Here is a 21,419-nt window from a genome sequence, read left to right as displayed (position 1 = left end):
CGCCGCATGGCTCCGGCCACGCCAGGCGCCTGTGTCCGCGTGCCGCCCTGATGGCGACGGGCGCGTCGGCCATCAGTCACCGAAGCGACCCACGACAGCCGTATGTCGCTGGAAAGTGAGCGTCGGCGTGGGCCACCACATCATCCGGATCTGTGAGCGACAAGGCGTCCCTGTCCTCGCCGACCGCGCCTATACCGGCGCCGCCCCCCACGTCGCCGCCGGCCTCAAACGACCACCCGGGGGCGAACTCACCCGACGTTGCGCTACCGCGGTCCTCCAGCGAAGACGGCGGTGTCCGAGTCCCGATCCGGGAACCGGAGGCCAGTTGTAGGCTCCCGCCATGCCGATCTTTGAATACCGGGGCGAAGCCGCGAACTTGAAGGTGCTAGCACGGGAAATAGAGGCGGATCAGCACCTCGCCGGAAAGTGCTCCCTCGCCCTCACACCCCTGCAGCAGAACAGGCGCGACTCCTTACGCCACGCCCACTGGGCGGAGATCTCCATCTCCGTCGCCGCCGGACTGGCCACGAACACCCTGTATGACGCCTTGAAGGCACTGGTCGAGCGGGCGCGAGACCGGGGGCCCGTGGAGGAGGCGCCTCCTCGACCGGAAGACGACGACCAGGGTGCGGACGGCTCGGAAGGGGGGAACCGGTGACCGTCCACTCTCCACGTCTACGGAACTCGAGCGGCGCCGAGTTGAATCTGCGCAGCCAGATCCTCTTCCAGGACCAGACCCGCACGCTCACCAGCGATCTTGTGACGGCGGTCGGCTCCTGGCACAAGACCTACGTCCACGAGAGCAGCCACTGGGCGCGATATCATGGATCCACTGTCGGCATTCTTCTGAGCCTGCTGCGGCGCACGAGGGACCAGTTGGCCGCGTACACGATCTCTCACCTGCCCCGGCAAGACGTGGAGCATCTCCACGAGGACCGGAGCAGCGGACTCCCCTTTTTCTCCTTCGAGCGCTACCCCAAGCACGCCCAAGGGGAACTGAAATACAGCGAATTGGATTGGCTCAACCTCTACTTCGCCTACTACCTCCTCTTGGACCCGGAGGGTCTGACGGAGTTCGACACCGCCACCTGGGACATGCGGGCGGCAATGGAGCACTCCCTCGAAGACATGTGGCGCCAGCGTGCGGGCATGGAGATGGTCGAGTGTCCCGATGACGTACGCGTCGGCATCGACGGGCCCCTGAAGCTTGTGCACACCTCCGAGGGCCCGCTCACCACTCGCGTCCTCTTCGAGTGCGCGGCGGTGCTCGACGAACTCTTCCAGTTCGAGGGCGCCTTCATACGGAAAGCTGACCCGGCGCTGCGCGAGTTCTTGCTCGAGGTGCTGAACGGCGAGTATGGGATGCCGTGTCGCCTGGCACGTGCTCTCGCAGGGCGCACCCTCGGCGGAAGTACCGTCCTGGCACTCATCGACTTCGCACTGAACCCTGTAGTGCCGGGCTTGAACTCCGACAACCCGTCCGTCGACTGGAAAGAGCTCTACCCTCCCTACCGGTTCGCGACGGCAGCCAAGGCGATGACGGGCTGGGAGACGGACCTGGAGTTCCAGTATCCGAGCCACGAGGCGACGGTCCACTTCCAGCACATGCTGACCAAGCGCAGTGGGCTCCGGATGGGAAGCGTGGCTTCCCGTCTGTCCGACCTCTCGACCCTCCGGGAAGCCGCCACGACCCCCATGCACCTGTCCGCGCGGACGCCTGCCGTGTCCCTCATGTGCGCTTCACGCCTGCTTGCCCTGCGGGAAAGAGACGTCTGTTCGATCTCGCACTACGGCGTCAATTTCCTTGGCGAGAGAGCGACCAGGTTCATCAAGCCCGACCGGGACATGCAGTGGCTGTTCCCGGTGTTCCAGGTGAGTCAGGGTGAGTACCGGTGGCCGGCGGAGCACGTGGGCCTCGATGAGGCGACGGACCTACTGATAGGTGCCGCCGTGGCGTCGGCGTACGACGACATCCTGCACGGCGTCGGCCCTCTCGCCCACGACCACCTTCCCCGCAGCCTCTTCGACGACGTCGGACAGGTCGAAGCGCTGAACCAGGTCCTCAAGGACTCGACGGGACTGGACATGGGCTGGCATCGGACCTGATGCGGACCCATTCACCGCTCCTGGCGCAACGCCTTCGCTGAGCACCGGTCACGCTGTGCGCCTCGTACATGGCCATCCCTCACCCGGTCCGTCGGCCTGTGAGGTGGTGGCCGCATGGGTGCCGCATCTCGAACATTCGGGAGCGAATTCAGACCGATAGGCGACCGAAAATGAATCAAATGCGACCGCTGTGCATTTAGAGAATTATGGTGACAAGATGCGGCCCCAGATCCTGAGGGGGTGACGGCATCTCATGGGGCTTGTGGCTCCCTTTGCTGTGTGTTCCCGCCGGGCGTCCCAGGGTTTGTACGAGCGCAGCAAGGAGCCGCGATGACCCAGCCCAGTGAGCGTTGATGACGCTCTTTGAATTTGGGTCTGGTCGGAATTTCGTGACGGTCACGATCGCAGCAGGACGCGGGTGCGGAGGAGCCGGAAGGAGCCTCGGCCGTACATCTGCCGCTTGATCGTCTTAAACGGTTGATGTGCCCTTCGACGACTCCGGAGCTGTAGTCGAGCGTCATACCGGCGTGGACGGCGTCCCAGTCCTGGCGGAGGAATCCGGCGAAGCCCCGCACGGGACCGGGGCCGTTGGTCTCGGCCTCGCGGATCCAGTCGGCGAGGAGATGCCCTCGCCGGTCACGGACCAGGCCGGCGAAGACGCGGGCCAGGTCACAGGCGGTGGCGATGTCCGGGCAGGCGATGCGTACTTCGTCGAGCTGGTCTTGTTCCTCACGGCTGAGGCCGTCGCGCGGTCTCATGATCCATGCGGTGATTTTGCGTGGTGTGGGAGTGGGGCGGGGAGGCTCGGCTGCGGCGGTGCCGCCGCGCATGGTGCGGATGTAGAGGCGGACGGCCTGATGGTTGCCGCGGTAGCCGTGCTCGTGGATCTCTCGGTAGAGCTGGGCGGCGTTGGTGCAGCCGTCAGTGAACCGTTGTTGCAGGTAAGACCGGTAGGGGTCGAGCTGGCGGGGGCGTCGGTCGCGGGCCGAGGCGATCAGTACCTCAAGATCTGTGGTGAGGTAGCGGCGGACGGTCTTGCGGTCCAGTCCGAAGCGGCGGGCGATGGCGCTGATCGTCCACGTAGCTTCTCGTAATCGGTGGATCTCTGCATGCCGTTGGGTCACCCGCTGCATAAGTGGGGTGGCGGGGATGTTATCGAGGGGCGGCGTCAGCGGCAGCAGGGCCGTGGGCGGTGCGGTCGGCGGCGTCGGTGCGTCCACGTCGTCCAGGGCGTATTTGTGCAGGCATGCGCGGTGTTGGTGGCAGGTCTTCTCGATCGCGGAGGACAGGTTTTGCAGCATGTGCCAGCGGTCGGCCACCTCGGTGGCGTCCGGTGCTGCCTCCTTGATCGCGCGGCTGTAGCCGCTGTCGCGGTCCCGGCAGATGATCTCCGCGCCGGGGTGTGAGGTGAGCCAGGCGGCGAGCGTCTCGCTGGTGCGGTCGGGCAGCAGGTCGATGGGGGTGGAGGTCTCGACGTCGACCAGGATGGTTCCGTAGGTGCGCGAGCGGCGGAAGGCGAAGTCGTCGACGCCCAGTACTCGCGGGCTGCGGGCGGGAACGTCGGGCGCGTGCAGCTGGCCGAGCAGCCGGGCCCGGCCGGTGGGCACCGCCAGCGAGCGGCACAGTCGCATGCCCGGCCGACCGCCCGCCGCGAGTGCGACGGACCGCCAGAGCGTCTTCACACCGGGTCCGGCGCGGGCATAACGCGTGGTCAGACCCTCGACCTGTTCGACGAACGTGCGCCGTCCGCAGCCGGCGGCGTCGCAGAAGAACCGCCGGACCCCCAGTTTCACCACCACCTGGCGCCCGCCGACCGGGTACTCGGCGAGCCGTCGTCCGTAACGGCTGTGCACCCGGCGCGAGACGGTCGCGCAGTCCGGGCAGATCAACTCCGGTACAGCGCTGTGGGCTTCGGCCACAACCATCCCGTCCAGCTCGGTCAACCGGTCCAGCACCATCCCCACAGCATCCGGGAACAGCATCTCCTTCAACGCGGACAGATCCCCCATGACCAGGGCATTCCCGCCGCCAAACGCACAGGCCAAGGACTACGCGATCGTGACCGTCACGAAATTCCGACCAGACCCGATTTCAAAGAGTCTCATCACCGTGTGCCGTCCCAGGCCCGCGAGACGGCTCCGCCGAACCACACGGGCCTGTAGTCCCGGTGCCGCCCCGGCTCACCAAGGCGGCCATCCGCAACTTCCGGCTGCTCCGCAGAACCGAACTCTCCTTCACCGACAAGGTGACACTGTGCGTCGGCCGCAACAACACGGGAAAGACCTCGCTGGCGAAACTGTTCGAATTCTTCGTGGCGAGGAAGAAGGCCGCGCTACGCATCGAGGACTTCTCCGCCGACTGCTACGAGGAGTTCCTCGCCGCCCATCGACTCTTCGCCTCGGGTGAAGCGGAGCAGGCACGCGACACGGTTCCGGCAGTCACCCTCACCCTCCACATCTCCTACGACAAGGACTGCGGCCAGTACGGACCCCTGGCCCCCTTCGTGGTGGACCTCGACCCCGACTGCTCCGAGGTTGTGATCAGGTTCGCCTTCGCGTTGGGGGACGGTGCCCTGAAGGAGTTCTTCGGCGGCGTACCGGTGGGGCCGGATGCCACGGCCACGCTTGAGCAGCTGGGCAGAGGCATCCCGAAGCACTTCGAGATGTCAGTGATGGCGGTCGACCCGACCGATGAGGCGAACGTCCGACCGGTCGACCTCGCGGACGTGCGCACCCTGGTGAGGGTGGACTTCGTCGAGGCGCAGCGAGGGCTGGACGACGAGAGCGACGGGCATGCCGCACCAATCGGAGCGGTCTTCGAGCAACTGCTGACCGCGGCGGAAAAGAGCCAGAACGCGACGTGGCTGGAGGAGCTCGCCGCGAACATCGACAGGACACTCCTGGACACCTCCGGCAGTCTCGACAGCAGCCTCCAGAAGGTCCGCGAACGGGTGGCGCCGACGTTGAAGGCATTCGGCTATCCGGGTCTGGCCAACCAGGATTTCGTCACGGCCGCCCGGCTGGACTCCAAGAGGCTGCTCAGGAACTTCGCGCGCATTCACTATCCGGGAGTGGCCGGTGTGCGGTTCCCGGAGGTCGTACAACGGCCTCGGTACGCGGAACTTGGTGATGATTCTGCTCAGGCTCTTCACCTGCTACCGCGACCACACGGCGACCTCTCCGGAGTCGGGGATCCATCTCGTCTTCCTGGAGGAACCGGAGGCCCATCTGCATCCGCAGATGCAGGAGGCGTTCATCCAGCGACTCACGTACTCCGTCAATCTGTTCCCCCGGATCGACGCGCAGATGAGAGCGACGATGCCCGGGCAAAAGGGAGCGGTCGAGGAGAGCAGCACCGCAATCGACAGCAGCCCCCGGTGGAACGCTCAGTTCGTGGTGACCACCCACTCGGCACACGTGGCCAACCGGGGACACTTCTCCGACATCCGGTACTTCCGGAAGGAGGAGGACACCGTGGAGAGCGGAAGCGAGCCGGGGCCGGCCCGCACCGTCATCAAGGACCTGTCCCAGGTGACCGGCGACGAGAGGTTCCTCCGCAAGTACCTGACCCTCACCCGGGCCGACCTCTACTTCGCGGACAAGGCCATCCTCGTCGAGGGCGCCAGCGAGCGTATCTTCGTCCCGGCTGCGGAGGAGAAGCTGGCGGCGACGAGGCCCGGAGAGACGCCCCAGCACCAGTACGTGACCTTGATGGAGGTCGGCGGGGCGCATGCCCACAGGTTCTATCCGCTGCTGAAGGTCCTCGGGATCCCAGCCCTGATCATCACGGATCTTGATCCCGTCGACAACAGGGAGCCCAAGATCCGCAAATGTCTGGTGTCCGAATCCGGACGCACGTCCAACCAGTCCATCAGGGCGTGGTCCCCCGAGATGGCCGACATCACGGTGGCCGAGCTGCTGCAGCGGGCCGAGACGGACCCGCCGATCGCCGGCGGCAGCATGTGCCTCGCCTACCAGGTGCCGGAGGAGCCCGGCGGTCCGTGCGGCCGCACTTTCGAGGACGCCTTCGCGCTGGCCAACCGGGCCCTGTTCGATATTCCCACGGGTGACGCTCCCGCCGAGGAACTGGAGCAACAGGCCCGTAGCAGCGTGGAGACCAGGCGCAGCAAGGTCGACTTTGCCCTCGACCACGTCCTCGGAGACCACGACTGGCAGGTCCCGAAGTACATCAGGCGCGGCCTCGAGTGGCTCATGGCACAGGACGGGACGGCGACGAAGGTGGACGTCCAGTGACGACCGAGGCGGAAGACGTCACGCACACGATCCTGACGGCTCTCCAGACGGCCCGTCACTTCAAGGTGGAGGCCGGTGCCGGTGCGGGCAAGACCAGCTCACTGATCGAGGCGCTCCAGAGCATCCTGGCTGACCGCCCCCGCTACCTCCCGCGGCCCCACCAGCGCATCGCCTGCGTCACCTACACCAATGTGGCCCGCGACGAGATCATCAGCCGTACCGACCGCAGCCCGTACGTGTTCGCCGAAACCATCCATGGTTTCCTGTGGCAGCTGCTCTCCCCTTTCCGCAAGCACCTGTTGCGCCACATCGTCGAGTTGGACATCATGCTGTCGAAGATGGAGGGCCACACCTCACTGGACGACTACACCGTCGAGTACAGCACCGGCTTCCAGAAAGTGGACCACGACAGCCGTCGGGTGCAGCTGGGTCACAACGATCTGCCCGTCCTCGCGAGGGCGTTTCTTGTCCTTCCCAAGTTCCGGGCCCTGGCTGCCGACCGGTTCCCGATCGTCTTCGTGGACGAGTACCAGGACACCCCCGCCGGTCTGGCGGAGGCCATGCTGGGCACGCCGGGCGATGAGGCCACCGCGCGCGGCCCCCTCTGCGGCTTCTTCGGGGACCATTGGCAGCAGATCTACGACAACGCGTGCGGGGCACTCGAGGACGCCCGCCCGACACCGGTCTTCAGACGGCGCAATCGGCGCTCGCAGCGCGCCGTCGTGAACCTCCTGAACACGATGCGTCCCGAACTGACGCAGACCACGGCGTCAGGAGTTGGCGAGGGCACCGTCGCCGTCTATCACACCAACGAATGGGCCGGGACGAGGCTCACCCACCACCGGAAGGGTCAGCTCGGCTGGGACGCGGCCCACGCGGCCCGGAAATGGGTACTGGACGACGTCCGCGACCGGCTATGGAGCATCGGGGCATCCAGTCACGATGCCCAGGCGCGGGCGGAGGAGCCCAGCACGAAGATCCTCATGCTCACGCACGAGACGATCGCCGGCGAACTGGGATATCAGAAGCTCCACGGGGCCTTTCGGCGCAACGATTCCTACGTGAGGAAGGAGGACCACGCCATGGCCTTCTTCATGGACACGCTGGAACCGGCCCTGCTCCACCACCGGAACAAGCGCTACGGCGCGATGTTCGACGCACTCGACCCCCGTGGCCGCCCACCCATCAACTCGTCGGCCGACAAGCAGGAATGGATGGCGTTCCTGACGAAACTGGGGGAGGCCCGCAAGACGGGCACGGTCGGCGACGTCCTCGACCTCTGTCTTGAGCAGCAGCTCTTCGACGGCCTGGGGAAGGTGCGCGAGCGTCACCGGAAGGCCGTGTCACCATCCGGCACAGACCCGCAGGCTGTGAGTGACGACAAGGCCGAAGCCCGGGCGGCGGCGCGGTCGAAGGAGTACCAACAACTGCGCCAGGTGCCGTACGCGGAGTTGCTGGCGTTGAACGAGCACCTCGGCGGCGGCACGCCCTTCGCCACACAACACGGAGTCAAGGGACTGGAGTTCAACCGGGTCCTCGCCGTGGTCAGCAAGGGACACTCCCGCTTCCAGATCCCCGAGATGCTGGCTAACTTCTCCCGGCGCGACGAACTGACGGACAAGGAACTGGAGGCGTTCATCAGGGCACGCAACCTCTTCTACGTGGCATGCTCACGGGCCAGAGAGCACCTGGCCATCCTCTTCACCACGAAACTTGAGCCCGCTGCACTGGACACCCTCCAGGAGTGGGTCGGCGAGTCGCGGATCACGTCGCTGCGGTTCGACGGGGATGCGGTGGTGGGTGGCGAATGAGGGGACGAGGCAGGCCGGACGGATCCCCGGATCGACCCCGGCAAGGGATGCCCTGGACGTACCCATGGCCCGCGAGATAACCCTCGCCCTGGCCTTGGGCCTCTCCCGCCGCAGCACCCCCGCCGACGGCGGATTTTCCTGAGTCGGTTGATCGTGCGCTCGACCTCGTTACGGCGTTTGTAGGTCGTCTTGTCGAAGCCGGTGGGCCGACCGCCCTTGTTGCCCCGGCTTTGACGGTTGGCCCGCTGGTTCCTGGGCTTCGGGGATGGTGTGCTTGATCTGGCGTCTGCGCAGGTGGCGGCGATTGCGGCGTGAACTGTAGGACCTGTCGCCGCTCAGGTAGTCCGGGCAGGTCCGTGGGTGTCCGCCGGCGGGCCGGGCGACGCGGATGCGGTCCAGGACCTCGATCAGTTGCGGGGCATCGCCCCACTGGCCCGGTGTGATCACCAAGGCGAGCGGCCGTTGGCCGCCTTCGCTGGCCAGGTGGATCTTGCATGTGAAGCCACCGCGTGAGCGTCCCAGGGCTTCGTCGACGCGGTGTGAGACGGGGCGCCGACGGCGTCCTGGAATGAGAGGGGTGGATCGACGGGCTCCGGCGGCGTTCGCGAAGGCCGTCGCACCCGTAAAGCCGCACGACCTCCGGGACGGGCATCGGCAGCTGCGCCCCCGCACCATCCGGCCCGCCGGGCAGGTCGACGGTCGTGGCGGCCGACTCGTCTCATGCCGCGGAGAAGTAGTCACACATCACACCCAGAGACGTGATCATGCCAGGGAGTGACGCGGCGCCCCAGCCTGGTAGCCGCCAAGACTGACTCCGCTGCAGAGTCCCTCCAACGAGCCGCACCCCAGGAAGATGGACACCGGCGGCGGCTGCGATGGTCCTCTGCGCGAAGATGGGTGCGTGGACAAGATCAGCGCAACGGAACAGGCGGCATCGCAGGAAAGTAGGCCCGGTCGGCCCGCCCCCGTCTCGATCGACTACCCGCCGGTCCGTAATGGAGTGGACTACCTGGCCAGCGTCGTTCAGCACCTCGGCTCACCTGCCCTAACCCGCGGCGCGGAGCACCTTCCGGGCCCGCGCTCAGTCAAGTACGCGGTCCTCCACCTTCAGGCAGCCGTAGAGGTACTGCTGAAGGCGCGCCTGCAGCGCGAACACTGGAGCCTGGTCTTCAGTAACCCCGCCACTGCCACGCGCGCCAGCCTCGCCGACTTCTCCTTCGAGAGCTGCACCACCAACGCAGCCGTGGAACGGCTGCGCAACATTGCCCAGGTCCCCATCAGCGCCGAGGAGGCGAAGGCACTCAAGGACCTGGCACGAGACCGAAATGCCCTTCAGCACTACGGCTTTCAGCACAACGTGCGTGCCGTTGAATCCCGCGCAGCCATCGTCCTCGACTTCCTAGTGAGATTCCTGGACACCGAGCTGCTCCCGAAACTTGGCCCCGACGAACTGGCGTCCATCCACCCGGACCTCGAGATGGCCCGGACACGTCTCACCGACATCAAGTCCTTCGTCCGCCAGCGCATGAACCGACTGCGCGGCAACGATCTGGCCGGCCTTGAGCATCGCACCGCCCACTGCAACGAATGCCAGCAGGACGCACTAGTTGTTGATGCCGATGGGGCACAGTGCCACTTCTGCTCCGTAACCTGGACCGTGAAGCAACTGCTGGTTGACGTCTGGCGCGACCCCGACCCTCAAGGCAGCCCCGGCATGGAATGTCCATCCTGCCACGCCCACGCGCTCCTCGACTGCGCCGTATTCATCGATCCGTCGAATAACGACGCAATGTACTGCCTCGCCTGCACCAAGGAGTTCGACAACCTCGGTCTGTGCAAGGGCTGCGGCTGCTTCTGGCCCAAGGACGACGAGAATTTCAAGATCACCGGTCAACTGCTCTGCGCCGACTGCCAGGACCGGATCCGACGAGAAGAAGACGAGAAATACTGGCAGTAGAATGGACGGTCATCCGATTCCCGCTCGACATCCAATTTCCGCTCTACCTCGGCGGGTATAGCTGGGCCCAGTGCTTCGGTAACGTCCACCGCCTTCGGAGGGCGTCGGCCGTACTGTCTCTCGAGGCTGTGTGGATCGCGACTCGCCAGGCGCCGTCGGACACGGCGCGATTGTGATTGCTTGGGATCCGCAGCGCAGCCTGCTCCCAGCGCCGGTGCGGGTGCTGGGGCGCGGAGAAGGGTGGACGGTGCCCGTGCGGGGACTGTTTCCGAGCGGTACCTGAAGGAAAACGGCGGCCCTGCCCGTTAACGTTCCTGCTCAGCAAGTGTCGATCCCGCGCCCGCGATGTGCTCCGCAGAGCCACAAATCGTTCGTCAATTCCGGTCACGAATGGGTGAGTAGTCAACACAGTGTCAGCCCGTCAAAGCCAAGTTGAGCGCCGGTTCGTCCGGAGTCCCTACCGAACCCGGAACGGTTCACTCCGTGACGGGGTCAGTCCTGGCTGCCGGCGAGTTCCCGGCTAATGCCGCGGGATCAGCGAGGTCGTAGGCCCCGTTTGGTGCACTCGAGCGTTTGGGAGGTAGCCGTGGAAAGCGCGCGATCGACGAAGTGTCTGTGAACTCAGTCAATGATTGGCCTGATGGGGGTGGCTGAGCTACGGTGTCGGCATCCTGTGTCAGACCCGTCCGAAAGTCGCCGTCCTGCTCGGAGAACCACATGTCATCATCCAACGATGCGCCCGTCACTTTGGCGGGAATCGCGCGCATCGCGGGCGTTGGTCGAGCGGCTGTAAGTAACTGGCGACGGCGCCATGTCTCGTTCCCGATGCCGGTCGGCGGTACAGACACCAGCCCGCAGTTCTCCCTTGCGGAGATCGAACGGTGGCTGTACGCCCACGGGAAGATCGAGCGGATCGGGTTGCGCGAGCGGCTGTGGCCGCACTACGAGGCCCTGGGGGATCGTGCGGTGATGGGCGCGGCGCTCGCCGAAGCCGGCCGCCGCCTGCTTGCCGCGACAGGCGTGGATCAGGCCGCACCCGAGCATTCCTTGCTTCCGGACGAGGCCGCTCGCGTGATGAACGAGACGGTCGACGTCGCACGATACGAAGGCGAGCGGGAGACATTCACCTTCCTGCTCACACGCTGGCTTGACGCCCATGTACGGCAGGTCGGCACCACCCCAGCCCCACTGGCCCGACTGATGGCAGACGTTGCTCTAGCCGTCAGAGCGGAGGAGAACCGGGGCGCGGATGGGCGGATCACCGTTCTCGACCCCGCCTGCGGTGTCGGCGGGTTGCTCCTGGCCGCCGGTGAGGGCATGGCGGAGCGAAGCGCCGACGCCGATCCCGGGACTACGGCGCTCATCGGTACCGAACTCGACTCGGTACTTGCCGCGCTGGCGGAAGTGCGGCTGGGCTTCGCCGACGCGGAGGGGGGAAGCGGCGTTGTGAGGATCAAGGCAGGTGACTCGCTCCGCGCGGACCCAAACGACGGTGTCCGGGCCGACATCGTCCTGTGCAACCCCCCGTTCAACGCGCGCGACTGGGGTCATGAGGAACTGGCTACTGACCCCCGCTGGGTCTACGGCCTGCCACCGAGGACCGAGCCCGAACTCGCCTGGATTGAGCACGCGCTGGCGCGACTGGCGCCAGGCGGCGTGGCTGTACTCCTGCTGCCGCCAGCGGTGGCCTCTCGGCGCGCAGGTAGGCGCATCCGTGGGGCGCTACTGCGGACGGGCGCTCTGCAGGGAGTCGTCGCACTTCCAGCCGGGGCCGCCCAACCGCACAGCGTCTCGCTCCAGTTGTGGATTCTCCGGATGCCGGTGTCCGAGGGTAGCGCTGCTTCCGGCGAACGCCTGTTTCTGCTCGATGCAGCCACATCGCATGGGGCGACGAGAGGAGCTCAAGGCATCGATTGGCCGCAGTTGACCAGCCGCGTACTCGATGCGGTACGTGCTTATGACTGGTCTGGAGAAAGGAAGGCAGCAGGGAAGCAATTGCCTGAGGGGAGTGTCACCGTTCCAGTGGTGGACCTGCTCAATGAACAGACCGATCTCACACCGGCCCGCCACGTACCAGAGACGGCCGTAGAGGCCCAGGCCAAGCTCCATGAGTCCTGGGGGCGCCTGGGTGGCTTGCTCGACGAAGTGCGCAATCACTCCCAGTCTCTGGCGGCAATCGACCTGTCGGTGGGTAGTGAGGCGCTGTCCACGATCACGGTCTCGGACCTGCACCGTGCCCATGCTCTCAACCTGCAACAGGGGCAGACGCTCCCCGGTGAACTACTGCACGGCGACGCGCTGCCAGATGGCGCGGTGCCAGCCTTGAGCGTTCCCGACCTGGTCCTGGGAGGACAGCCAGGGGGCTGGCTCGCCAGGGCCGAGGTAGAGCGGGGCGCCAGTACGGGTTCGTTCACCGTGGCCGAGCCGGGGGATGTCGTCGTGGCGGGTGTCGAGAGGGCGTATCGCGTCTGGGTCCAAGAGGATACGCCCTTGGTGCTCGGACCCCAGCTCTACGCGCTGCGCCCGGACCCCGAAGTCCTCGACCCCTGGTTCCTCGCAGGCTGCCTGCGTGCGTCCGCGAATGCGCGGCAGGCGGGTTCCCACACCTCCAGCTCTGCCCGCATCGACGTACGCAAGCTACGGGTACTCCAGCTCACACTTGTTGAACAGCGGCCGTATGCGGCGGCCTTCAGAGAACTCTTGGCACTTGAGGAGTCGCTCCGCTCGGTCGCATCGGTGGGCGAGGCTCTCGTGCGGAGCCTCGGGGACGGGCTCGCAGCGGGAAAGCTGCGCTCTTTGCGTCCGTGAGCAAGCCGCCGATCGCTTGAGGTGCACCTGCGGGACCCCCCTGTACGTGACTTGTCCGCCGAACATCGATGTTGGCCCGCAGGCGCTGGGGAACGATCACTGATGAGCCTGGACTGGAAAGGATCTCCGAAAACGCAAGAAGTACGCCACCGCCCGGGCACACTCACCCAGCGACCTGTCCCGGCCAGCCAGAGCACAACTTACTTACGCAAGATCGCCTACATGTCGAAACCCAGCTCCTCGAGCTCGATGCCGACCTCTTGGCATCGCTCAGCCAGGACTTGGGCGCGCGGGCCCGTGACGTCGGCCATCCGTTCGAGCACCATGGCCCGTGCCGCCGCGGCCGGAAGTAAGTCACCGAAGGGGATACGGCACTCCGCCGCACCCAGAGCGCCCTCCAGGTAGTCGGCCAGCTCATCCGGGCTCGCCTTGCCCTCAGCCCGCAGGGCCAGATCCTCAAAGAGCGCGATCGCCTCCTTGCAGCGCCCGGCCACGCGCATGCCGTTCGCGGCCGCGCGCAAAGCGGTCCGGACGCCGGGGTCGAAGGCGCCCCAATCCCGGCGGGCGGCGGGCAGCAGCTCCAGCAGCTTGTCTACCGCACTCGCAGGCTCACCGGATTCGACCTCTGCTTCGGCTTCGGTGGTGACGTCCTGAAAAATCCGGCGGCTGAGGAACCCGGAACCGCGTCGCCTCCTGCCGGAGTTGGACGCAGCCATCGGTGTCGCGGGCGCGGTTGGCAGGTCGTATTCGTCGGGCAAGCGCAACGGACGCGTCGGGTCCGGCTCTAGCCGCGGGGACGCGGCAGCGTCACCCGTGCGCGGCGCGTACTTCCGCAGTACCTCCGCGACCATGCGGGTGTCCATCGGCCGGTCCTCCGGCTCCTTCGCCAGCAGCTTCAGTACCAGCCTCTCGAGCTCTGCCGGGATGTGCCCGACATGGCAGGTTGGCGGGATCGGCGCGGCATGCACATGTTGGTCCTTAAGCCCGTCCCCGGAGAACGGCGGATGGCCGGTCAGCAGGTGGTAGAGGACGCAGCCCAGCGCATACAGGTCGGTCTTCGGGGTGATCTGGCGTTCCAGGATCTGCTCCGGGGCCTCGTACCCTCTGCTGCCGACGGTGGATCCGTGCTGGGTGTAGTCGGTGACGCCAGGCCAGAGCGGCTTGGCGATGCCGAAGTCGATGAGGACGACCACGCCGTTCTCATCGATGATCAAGTTGTACGGCTTGAGGTCGCGGTGCACCACCGGCAGGTCATGGGCGCAGGTCAGTGCCTCGGCGATCTGAAACCCGATGGCCGCGCTGACCTCGATGGTGGGGGTGTACTGCTCCAAAAATCGGTGCAGGGGCTTGCCGGCGACGTAGCGCATGACGAGGTAGGGCTCGGCGTGGTGAGTGCCCTGGTCGTAGAGCTCGGGAATGCTCCTGTTATGCAGCCGGCCCAGAAGGGTGCCCTCGCGCCGGAACCGGCCACGCATGCGCCGGAGTTCGTCGTGCGCCTCGTCTTCGTCGAGCGCGTCCAGGAGCTCGTTCTGTGTGCGCAGGCATTTGACGGCCACGAGCCTGTCGTCCCGCAGGTCCCTCGCCAGCCAGACCACGGCCATGCCGCCGGTGCCCAGGTGCTTGAGCAGTTTGTACCGGCTGCCCAGCACCTCGTCCTTCTTCATGCCGCTCCTTGCCTGTGAAGCGTCCCGCCTCTGGCACGCAGGAGAGGCGCGACGATGGCGAGTTCCCGGTTCCGCCAGACCGTTGCGTGGCGGATGCGCCCAGTGTAAAGCGATCGAAGACTAAGTCGTGCATGGACTGAGTTCACAGACTGTTTTGTGTCATGCTGGATATGCCGGAACCCGGTGCGCCCGCTCGGTGGTGCCGTATCGGGCCGTCCTGTCCAAACTGCTTGGAGGAGACTGTGAGTAGTGGGCCGCGCCCTGCCGGGACCAGCGGTGACATCAGGCTGGTACGCACGAACCTCGCTGCGGCGCGCCTCGATCCCCGGGACTGCCCCACGAAGCGGGCCAGCGACGCCCGGCCGATGCTGATCGCAGATCCCGAACCCCCTCAACTTGCCGAAAAACTACAAGATTTCACGCTCAAGGTCTTCATGGATGCACTCGACCTGATTGAACACGAGGGCAAGGACCCGGAGTGGGTGATCGGGGAACTCCGGCGCACAAACGGGACCTTCGGGCTCTACCGGCGCCGTGAAGCGCACCGCCTGCTGATGTCCTGGTCAGCCGAGGCGGTCCGTCGCTATCTGGCGGCCAGAACGGCAGACCAGCACGCCCGCCAGGTCGCCGAGCTGCCGCTCACGGTCCCGGTGCGTGACGCATGGGTGGTTGGCACGGACCCGGGCCCGGTCGACTCCCGGGGCGCGGACACCTATGAGATGACCGCTTGGGGACGCCGCTACGCGGCCCTCGACGGCTCCACACGAGAACTGTGGCTGCTCACCTTCGGCACCGCCAAGGACGACCGACCCGAAGCGGAAAAGGCCGTAGCCGCATACGTGGCGGCGCGAGGGCGCCCCGCGGTCGGAGGATGGCGCAAGCGGCACACCCCGACCCCCTTCGGTGAACTTCCCCAGCACCGCGCCGCCCTTCCCGAGCACGTCAGGGTCATCGAATTCGGCTGCGGAGACGGCAAACGCAACGAGCTGATCGACTGGAACAGACAGGAAGCGCGTCAGCACTTCACGGCGGCGGGGTGGCCATCGTTACTCCAGGCCATCGACGGGACTGGGACCCGCCCCGGCACCGGCTGCATCGACTGCAAGGCACTGACCGGCTGCCATGCACTCCCACGCAGCCCAGAACTGCTGAGCATTACGCCGCCGAAGCGCCGGCGTCCCCGCCGCAGCGTCTCGGTCACCGATCTGCGCGCTTATCGGGACTGTCCGGCGAAATACCACGCGACCCGGCAGCTCAAGCTGCGCTCCTCGGCACCCGAGAGCCCAGAAGTCCGGCGCGGCCGTGTGGTCGACGACATTCTGAACCAGCGGCACGCCAGCACGCCCCACCGAAGCTGCGAGACCTTTCCCGGCCCGGCGGCCCCGGACTCCTGGGGAGCCAGCGGTCTGCACCTGAGCGGTCAAGATGCACTCGACGGTGCCGCCATGCTCGAACAGCACGCCTTCTACTGCCCCTTGGACGGCCTCGCCGCAGAAGAAGAGGTGCGGGTGCAGTACCAGGCGGTCTGCTACGACCCCGGACTCGACCTCGTGCTGATAGCCACCCCCGATCTGCTCCACACCCGCCGCGGGGGCTGGATCTGGCGGGAGACCAAGACCGCGAGTAGATACCTCTATGAGGGCGAGCCGCTGTTGAAGCTCTACCCTCAGCTGGCGCTCGGTGTCCTAATGCTGGCCACAGGGGTCCTGGGTGGAGACGCGGCCCGCTCCAGGGTGGAGCTCGAACTGCTGCACACAGACGACGTGACCTTTGAGGAACTCGACCCCTCACACCCGGGGACCGTCGACGAAGCGCGAGAAGTGATCACGCAACTCGCCCAGCCCTGGGCTTGGGATCAGGACTACCCGACCGCTCCAGGCCGGCATTGCGACGGCTGCGAAGCCCTCGAATGGTGCCGCGCGGGCATCGAACACCTCGCAACGACAAGGCAGGATTCCTGATGGCCACCGCCTTTGACGCCCACGCAGCCCAGCGCGGTGACTGGCTCGACTTCCCCGACGTACGCCTTGTCCGTACGCTAGCTGGCGCCGTCATCCAGCTCGCCGATCTCGGTTCGCTTTCCTCCTTCAAACTGCCCTACCCGGCGGAAGCCCAGCGAGCCCTCGACCGGACCGTCCTCGCCTGCCTCCTCAGGGGCGTCGAGGAGATCCCGAAAAGCCTGCCGGAACTGCTCTTTTGGTGCCACAGCCGCCCCCTGGAAGACTGGCCCCTGGACCTGCCACCAGACGCTTTCGGCCCGGACGACTACCTGGTGGACCCCGAGGCACGGGTTCCCACCCAGCTGTGCCACGAATGGTGGATCCGAGGCAAGGATGCCGGCGCCGCGCAGTTCGACCGGGAGGTCATTCACACGGCCATGCGCCTGTGCCGCAAGGCGTCATCACCGGAGTCCTACGTCGCCTTCCGCAGACTCCTGGTCGAACGACCGGTACTCACCGGAGTGGAACGGTTCGAGACCGAGACCGACCTGTCCCTCGCCCCCGTGCAAGAACTGCTGGATCAGTGCTACGCCCCGGTCCCGGCCTCCTACGAATTCCAGGGCGGCTACGTCACCTGCGGCCGCTGCCTGACCTTGCTCACGCCGCTCGCCGACGGGGCGTGGTGGTGTGAGAGAGACCGGTGCCGACGCCGGAGCGCACCGCCGCACGGACGGACCCTGACCGGAGCCGACGTGGCGGGACTGCTGCAACTTGTGCGACCGCTAAGGCAGTTCGTCACCGGACCGGGACGTGCCGAGGTCGAGCTGGAAGCCCGACTGCGCACGCTGGGGCTCGAGGTCCAGCTCTGGCCCGGCTTCGACGCCTACGACTTGCGGGTGACCTTCCCCGACGGGCACATCTGGGCCATCGACGTCAAGGACTGGAAGCATCCCGGGCTGCTTGGCCGGTCCGCGAAACCCGTTCGCCCAGAGCCGCCCTACGACGAAGCCTGCTGGGTGGTTCCCCGCGAACAGGCCGAAGCCCACCGCGATTACCTCGGCACGTACCGCCGCAACCGCCCCGCCTCCGCTGCGGGCCTGCCCCTGCTCACCGACGACCGGCTTGTCGCCCTCGCGACCGCCCGCATCCGAGGGGCCGACGGCCCCCACCTGACGGACTCCGCACCGACGAACGGATCCCCGAGTGCGTAACAGCAGTGAGTGGTACCAGAAACTGGCCAAAGCCCTGGAACCTGTCTGGCCCCAAGAACACCAGGACGTTAACCCCTCGCTGCTCTGCCAGGTGGAACTCGGCCTCTATCTGATGGAAGGTCTCGACCCGACCGGCGACGCTCACGGTGTCTACACCCTCCTGGGCGGCTATCCCTTTGCCGCGGCCGCGGGCGTCGCCACCACCCCGGAACAGAGCGCCCGGCTCGACGTGGCGCGCCACTTGCTGTGGAAGCTGCGTCGCCGCCGCATGTGGCACCAATGCCTGGAGACGTACGTCCAGCTGCCCGAACGGCTCCGCGGCTACCGGCTGGCCGCGGGAGGAGGACCGGCGCGGCGCGTTGAACCCACCATCGCCGCAGACCGCTTCGACAGGTTCGAGCATGCGCTGTCCCGACTTCCGCACTTCGACCAACGGCAACTGCCGCCCGCCCCGGCGGGCCAGGCCCGGTTCACCGAGCGGCACCGGCCAGCCTCCGTGGCCATCCCCGAACGGCTGTGTTTCCCGCCGGCGACCGGCCACGACCTGAGCCAGGTCCCGCACACCACAGGCCGTCCCCTGGACATTCCGCTGGCTGAACTCGCCGAGACCGCCCGCTGGATGGAGGAAACCGAGACGGCCCGCGGCCTTACCTGTGGCCATTGGGTACGACGGCTCGAGGACCTGCAACTCGATGCCCTGTCTGCGGACGGGCTGCGCTTTGAGGAGACCACGGTTCTCCGCATGGACCGCCTGCTCCATCTGGTCGGTATGGTGGGCGCGGGCAAGAGCACCCTGATGCATCTCATCGCCGTCTGGGGCGCGCGCAAAGGGCTGCGCACCACTCTGGTCGTCGGTGACGTCGCCGAACAGCTCACCCTGGTCGGCCAGTTCCGCGACCTGGACCTGCAGGCTGCTCCCGTCATCGGCGGCACCACCCGTGAGCAGCACGCGTCCCGGCTGCACCGCCGCCTTGCCGCGCGCGGCCAAGTCTCCCTTCTCCAGCACGATGATCCGGCCTTCGACGATCTGAGCTCGGTGTGCGTCCTCGACGCGCAGCGCGGGCTGGAAGCAGCCGAACCCCTGCGCTACGTCGACGCCCCCTGCACGGAACTGCGCCCGGTCAAGAAGCACGGTCCCACCGCTGCCGGGGAGATCCCGATGCCTGTGTACCGGCACGACCTGTCCGAGACACCCGCAGCGGACAGCGAGATGTCGCGGTCCGATCACGGCTGTCCGGTGTGGAGCGTTTGCCCCCGCCATGCCCCCGACCGGGAGCTGGTCGATGCCCTGATCTGGGTGGCCAACCCGGCCAGCCTCCTGCAGAGCGCTGTCCCCAACCACCTCAACGCCGAACGCCTCAGGCACCTTGAACTGGCCTGCCTACGCAGCGACATCATCATCGTCGACGAGGCGGACCGCGTACAGATGCAGCTCGACACCGCCTTCGCCCCGTCCGCGACGCTGATCGTGCGCGGCCCGGATTCCTGGCTCGACCGCCTCGGCATCCACAAGATCGATGAACTGGCCCGGCAAGGGCGCCTGCCCCTCTCGGCACGCGATGTCGAACGCTGGTCGGCCTCCCTGGACCTGGTCCACATCGCCGCCAACCGTCTCTACCGCCGACTGATTACCGACCATGACCTGCGCCGCTGGGCGGACATCGAATACTTCAGCGCCTGGACGCTTCAGGAGAAACTCGTCAACGAGTGGTACCCTCGACCGCGCCCCACCGGTCTCCTCCCCGAGGAGACCTCCTCCGACTCCGAGGTGTACGACTCCAACGACGAGGCCGACGGTGACACACCCCTGCCGCGGACCCCGGACACGGAGCCCTGGGATATCCGACGCAGCGAAGTCACCAAGGCGTTCGACGCCTTCCGCGATGACCCGCTCGGCGATCGTGGCCCGCACGACGACCTCGCCGACGCCCTGATCCGCAGTGCCGGAGCTCTCCTGCACCACCTCGACCAGACAGCGACCAGCCAACGTGTCCGCTCCGTGCTCGACACACTGCTCAGCGAGTCCCCCCTGCTGGACGGTTCCCTGCGCCAGGAGCCACCCGGCCCGGGGAAACCCGCCCGGGATCCCGTGGACACCTGGGGGAGCGATCCCTGGCTGGAACGAGAAGCCCGACGCCTTGAGTTCACCCTGGTACTGGCCGCCCTGCATCAGCGCCTCGAACGCGTCACCTTCCTGTGGCCGCAGGCCGAGGCGGCTCTGCATCTGGACACCGCCGACAACGAACTCTCCCGCAGACCGCCCCTCGACTACGCGCCGGTGGTGCCGGAAGCCCCGATGGGCAACGTCCTTGGATTCCAGTACCTGCCCGAAGATCCGGAGGCAGGCCCGGACGGCGACGAGCACCGCAGCGGTACCCTGCGCTTCTTCCGCTGTGCCGGCGTCGGTCGCGAGCTCTTGCTCCACCTTCCCGCGCTGGGAGCCGACCCCGCAGCAGACCGTCCCGGACCACACGTCCTGCTCATGTCCGGCACCAGCTGGGCCGGGACATCGACCCGCGCACACGTCATGGCCCCAGTCACGGCGATCCTCAAACCCCACCAAGCCGCCGTCGACTCCATCCGGCAAACCCTGTTCACCACGCTGTTCCTCTACGACGGCGAAGGAACCCCGCTCACCCTCTCCGGAGCCCGACTCGACACCCGTGAACGGGTCCTGGCCCAGATGGTCACCCAGCTCGGCAAGTCGGCCCCAGGCAGCAGCTCGCTCCTCGACCAGGAACTACGGCAGATCGAGGACGGAGAACGCCGACGCGCCCTCCTCCTGGTCGGCAGCTACAAGGACGCCAGGATCGCCGCCGACCTCCTGGAACGCATGCCGCGCTGGCGCGGGAAAGTTCGCGTCCTTGCCTCCGACAAGGCAGAGCTCGACCACGCTGGCCCCGGGGACACTGCCACGGGAGACTTCACCGGCGCCTCAGCCGTACGCCGCGGCGACCTCGCCGCCTTCGCCAAGGACGAAGACGCCGAAGTCCTGGTCGCCCCCCTGATGGCAATCGAGCGCGGCCACAACATCCTCAACCAGAGCCACAAAGCCGCCTTCGGGACCGTCCTCTTCCTCGCCCGTCCCCACCCGCGCCCCGACGACCTGTCGCTGGCCGTCTTCGCCATCAACGACTGGGTCACCAGGTTCGTCCGCAACCAGCCGGATGCCGAGGCGGGAACCTTCGCCAAACTCGTGGCCGACGCAGCGGACATGGACAGCGCCGGGCTCGCCTTCCGCCTCGCGGCTCGCAAGGAGTGGCGCCGCCTGCTGTCCCGACGCTACATCTACTCCCAGCTCAACGACGCGGAGAAGACCTCCTTCGCCTGGGATCAGCTGGTCACCATCTGGCAGGTCATCGGCCGACTGGTGCGCGGCGGTGTGCCCGCGCGGGTGGTGTTCGTCGACGCGGCCTTCGCACCCGCACTCGCCGAGGCCGGGGCCCCGCCCGCGGCGGCGACCCGCAGCGGACGCCGACGCAACGACCACGGCCTGCTCATCAAGCTCCGCGACGTCCTCGCGCCCTACTTTGACGACGAAACCACCCCCGAATCGTTTGCCGACCCTGCCGACCCCGCTTTGGTCCGCACTCTCTACCACCCGCTCTACGACGCCCTGTGCGGTCTGAGCGCCCGAACTGACTGTTGAGCCACCACAAGGAGACTGCA

The 21,419-nt window shown here is 66.9% G+C and carries 12 protein-coding genes and 3 pseudogenes; 11 read left to right on the top strand and 4 right to left on the bottom strand.

The window, feature by feature from the left end; genetic code table 11:
- Positions 1 to 133: 133 nt before the first annotated feature.
- From RMT89_RS20265 to RMT89_RS20255, 3 genes and pseudogenes are all read left to right on the top strand, one after another.
- Positions 134 to 253: pseudogene (locus tag RMT89_RS20265) on the top strand (IS5/IS1182 family transposase); the annotation flags it as partial.
- 87 nt (positions 254 to 340) lie between these two features.
- Entirely contained in the window at positions 341 to 658 is a 318-nt protein-coding gene (locus tag RMT89_RS20260; RefSeq protein WP_205034675.1) for a hypothetical protein, read from the top strand.
- A complete protein-coding gene (locus tag RMT89_RS20255; protein ID WP_315885148.1) occupies positions 655 to 2,106 on the top strand; it encodes a hypothetical protein in 1,452 nt (483 codons plus the stop codon). Before RMT89_RS20260 ends, RMT89_RS20255 begins: the two co-directional genes overlap by 4 nt.
- Positions 2,107 to 2,357: 251 nt before the next feature.
- On the opposite strand, the gene RMT89_RS20250 is transcribed toward RMT89_RS20255, so the two are convergent.
- Positions 2,358 to 4,115, bottom strand: a complete 1,758-nt coding sequence (locus RMT89_RS20250; RefSeq protein ID WP_315885147.1) for an ISL3 family transposase — start codon at positions 4,113 to 4,115, stop codon at positions 2,358 to 2,360.
- Positions 4,116 to 4,273: 158 nt separating this feature from the next.
- Between RMT89_RS20250 and RMT89_RS46000 the strand changes: the two are divergent.
- Positions 4,274 to 4,558: pseudogene (locus RMT89_RS46000) on the top strand (AAA family ATPase); the annotation flags it as partial.
- Positions 4,559 to 4,771: 213 nt separating this feature from the next.
- Here the strand turns inward: RMT89_RS46000 and RMT89_RS20245 are convergent.
- Positions 4,772 to 4,900: a hypothetical protein gene (locus tag RMT89_RS20245; RefSeq protein WP_315885146.1), complete on the bottom strand. Its 129-nt coding sequence runs from the start codon at positions 4,898 to 4,900 to the stop codon at positions 4,772 to 4,774.
- A gap of 283 nt (positions 4,901 to 5,183) precedes the next feature.
- Here RMT89_RS20245 and RMT89_RS20240 point away from each other — a divergent pair, with 283 nt between their 5' ends.
- Together RMT89_RS20240 and RMT89_RS20235 are read left to right on the top strand one after the other, a co-directional pair.
- The gene (locus RMT89_RS20240; RefSeq protein WP_315885145.1) at positions 5,184 to 6,359 is read left to right on the top strand and encodes a TOPRIM nucleotidyl transferase/hydrolase domain-containing protein; all 1,176 of its coding nucleotides are present in this window, start codon (positions 5,184 to 5,186) and stop codon (positions 6,357 to 6,359) included.
- Positions 6,356 to 8,170, top strand: a complete 1,815-nt coding sequence (locus tag RMT89_RS20235) for a UvrD-helicase domain-containing protein (RefSeq protein WP_315885144.1) — start codon at positions 6,356 to 6,358, stop codon at positions 8,168 to 8,170. Before RMT89_RS20240 ends, RMT89_RS20235 begins: the two co-directional genes overlap by 4 nt.
- A 128-nt stretch (positions 8,171 to 8,298) precedes the next feature.
- Here RMT89_RS20235 and RMT89_RS20230 read toward each other — a convergent pair.
- Positions 8,299 to 8,776: pseudogene (locus RMT89_RS20230) on the bottom strand (transposase); the annotation flags it as partial.
- A gap of 295 nt (positions 8,777 to 9,071) precedes the next feature.
- Here RMT89_RS20230 and RMT89_RS20225 point away from each other — a divergent pair.
- Positions 9,072 to 10,127 carry a hypothetical protein gene (locus tag RMT89_RS20225; protein ID WP_315885143.1) on the top strand — a complete coding sequence of 352 codons (1,056 nt, stop codon included), beginning with the start codon at positions 9,072 to 9,074 and terminating at the stop codon, positions 10,125 to 10,127.
- 717 nt (positions 10,128 to 10,844) lie between these two features.
- Positions 10,845 to 12,935, top strand: a complete 2,091-nt coding sequence (locus tag RMT89_RS20220) for an N-6 DNA methylase (RefSeq protein ID WP_315885142.1) — start codon at positions 10,845 to 10,847, stop codon at positions 12,933 to 12,935.
- 218 nt (positions 12,936 to 13,153) lie between these two features.
- Here RMT89_RS20220 and RMT89_RS20215 read toward each other — a convergent pair whose 3' ends face one another.
- Positions 13,154 to 14,599: a serine/threonine-protein kinase gene (locus RMT89_RS20215; protein ID WP_315885141.1), complete on the bottom strand. Its 1,446-nt coding sequence runs from the start codon at positions 14,597 to 14,599 to the stop codon at positions 13,154 to 13,156.
- 365 nt (positions 14,600 to 14,964) lie between these two features.
- Here RMT89_RS20215 and RMT89_RS20210 point away from each other — a divergent pair, with 365 nt between their 5' ends.
- Genes RMT89_RS20210 through RMT89_RS20200 form a run of 3 tightly spaced genes read left to right on the top strand, consistent with a single transcriptional unit; the run spans position 14,965 to position 21,399 of the window.
- The gene (locus tag RMT89_RS20210; RefSeq protein ID WP_315885140.1) at positions 14,965 to 16,560 is read left to right on the top strand and encodes a PD-(D/E)XK nuclease family protein; all 1,596 of its coding nucleotides are present in this window, start codon (positions 14,965 to 14,967) and stop codon (positions 16,558 to 16,560) included.
- Positions 16,560 to 17,750 (top strand): hypothetical protein, encoded by a 1,191-nt coding sequence (locus RMT89_RS20205; protein ID WP_315885139.1) that lies wholly within the window; start codon positions 16,560 to 16,562, stop codon positions 17,748 to 17,750. The genes RMT89_RS20210 and RMT89_RS20205 overlap by 1 nt, the downstream gene beginning before the upstream one ends.
- Entirely contained in the window at positions 17,743 to 21,399 is a 3,657-nt protein-coding gene (locus tag RMT89_RS20200; RefSeq protein ID WP_315885138.1) for a hypothetical protein, read from the top strand. Before RMT89_RS20205 ends, RMT89_RS20200 begins: the two co-directional genes overlap by 8 nt.
- Positions 21,400 to 21,419 lie beyond the last annotated feature (20 nt).

Source organism: Streptomyces sp. P17, assembly GCF_032436805.1.
Taxonomy (GTDB): domain Bacteria; phylum Actinomycetota; class Actinomycetes; order Streptomycetales; family Streptomycetaceae; genus Streptomyces.
The sequence above is the reverse complement of the archived record's forward strand: the minus strand, read 5'-3'. Positions and strand labels throughout refer to the sequence as shown.

Coding starts and splice junctions, on each gene's coding strand:
- RMT89_RS20260 (WP_205034675.1), top strand. CDS start 341: ATGCCGATCTTTGAATACCGGGGCGAAGCCGCGAACTTGAAGGTGCTA.
- RMT89_RS20245 (WP_315885146.1), bottom strand. CDS start 4,900: ATGCCCGTCGCTCTCGTCGTCCAGCCCTCGCTGCGCCTCGACGAAGTC.
- RMT89_RS20210 (WP_315885140.1), top strand. CDS start 14,965: ATGCTGATCGCAGATCCCGAACCCCCTCAACTTGCCGAAAAACTACAA.
- RMT89_RS20250 (WP_315885147.1), bottom strand. CDS start 4,115: ATGGGGGATCTGTCCGCGTTGAAGGAGATGCTGTTCCCGGATGCTGTG.
- RMT89_RS20215 (WP_315885141.1), bottom strand. CDS start 14,599: ATGAAGAAGGACGAGGTGCTGGGCAGCCGGTACAAACTGCTCAAGCAC.
- RMT89_RS20220 (WP_315885142.1), top strand. CDS start 10,845: ATGTCATCATCCAACGATGCGCCCGTCACTTTGGCGGGAATCGCGCGC.
- RMT89_RS20205 (WP_315885139.1), top strand. CDS start 16,560: ATGGCCACCGCCTTTGACGCCCACGCAGCCCAGCGCGGTGACTGGCTC.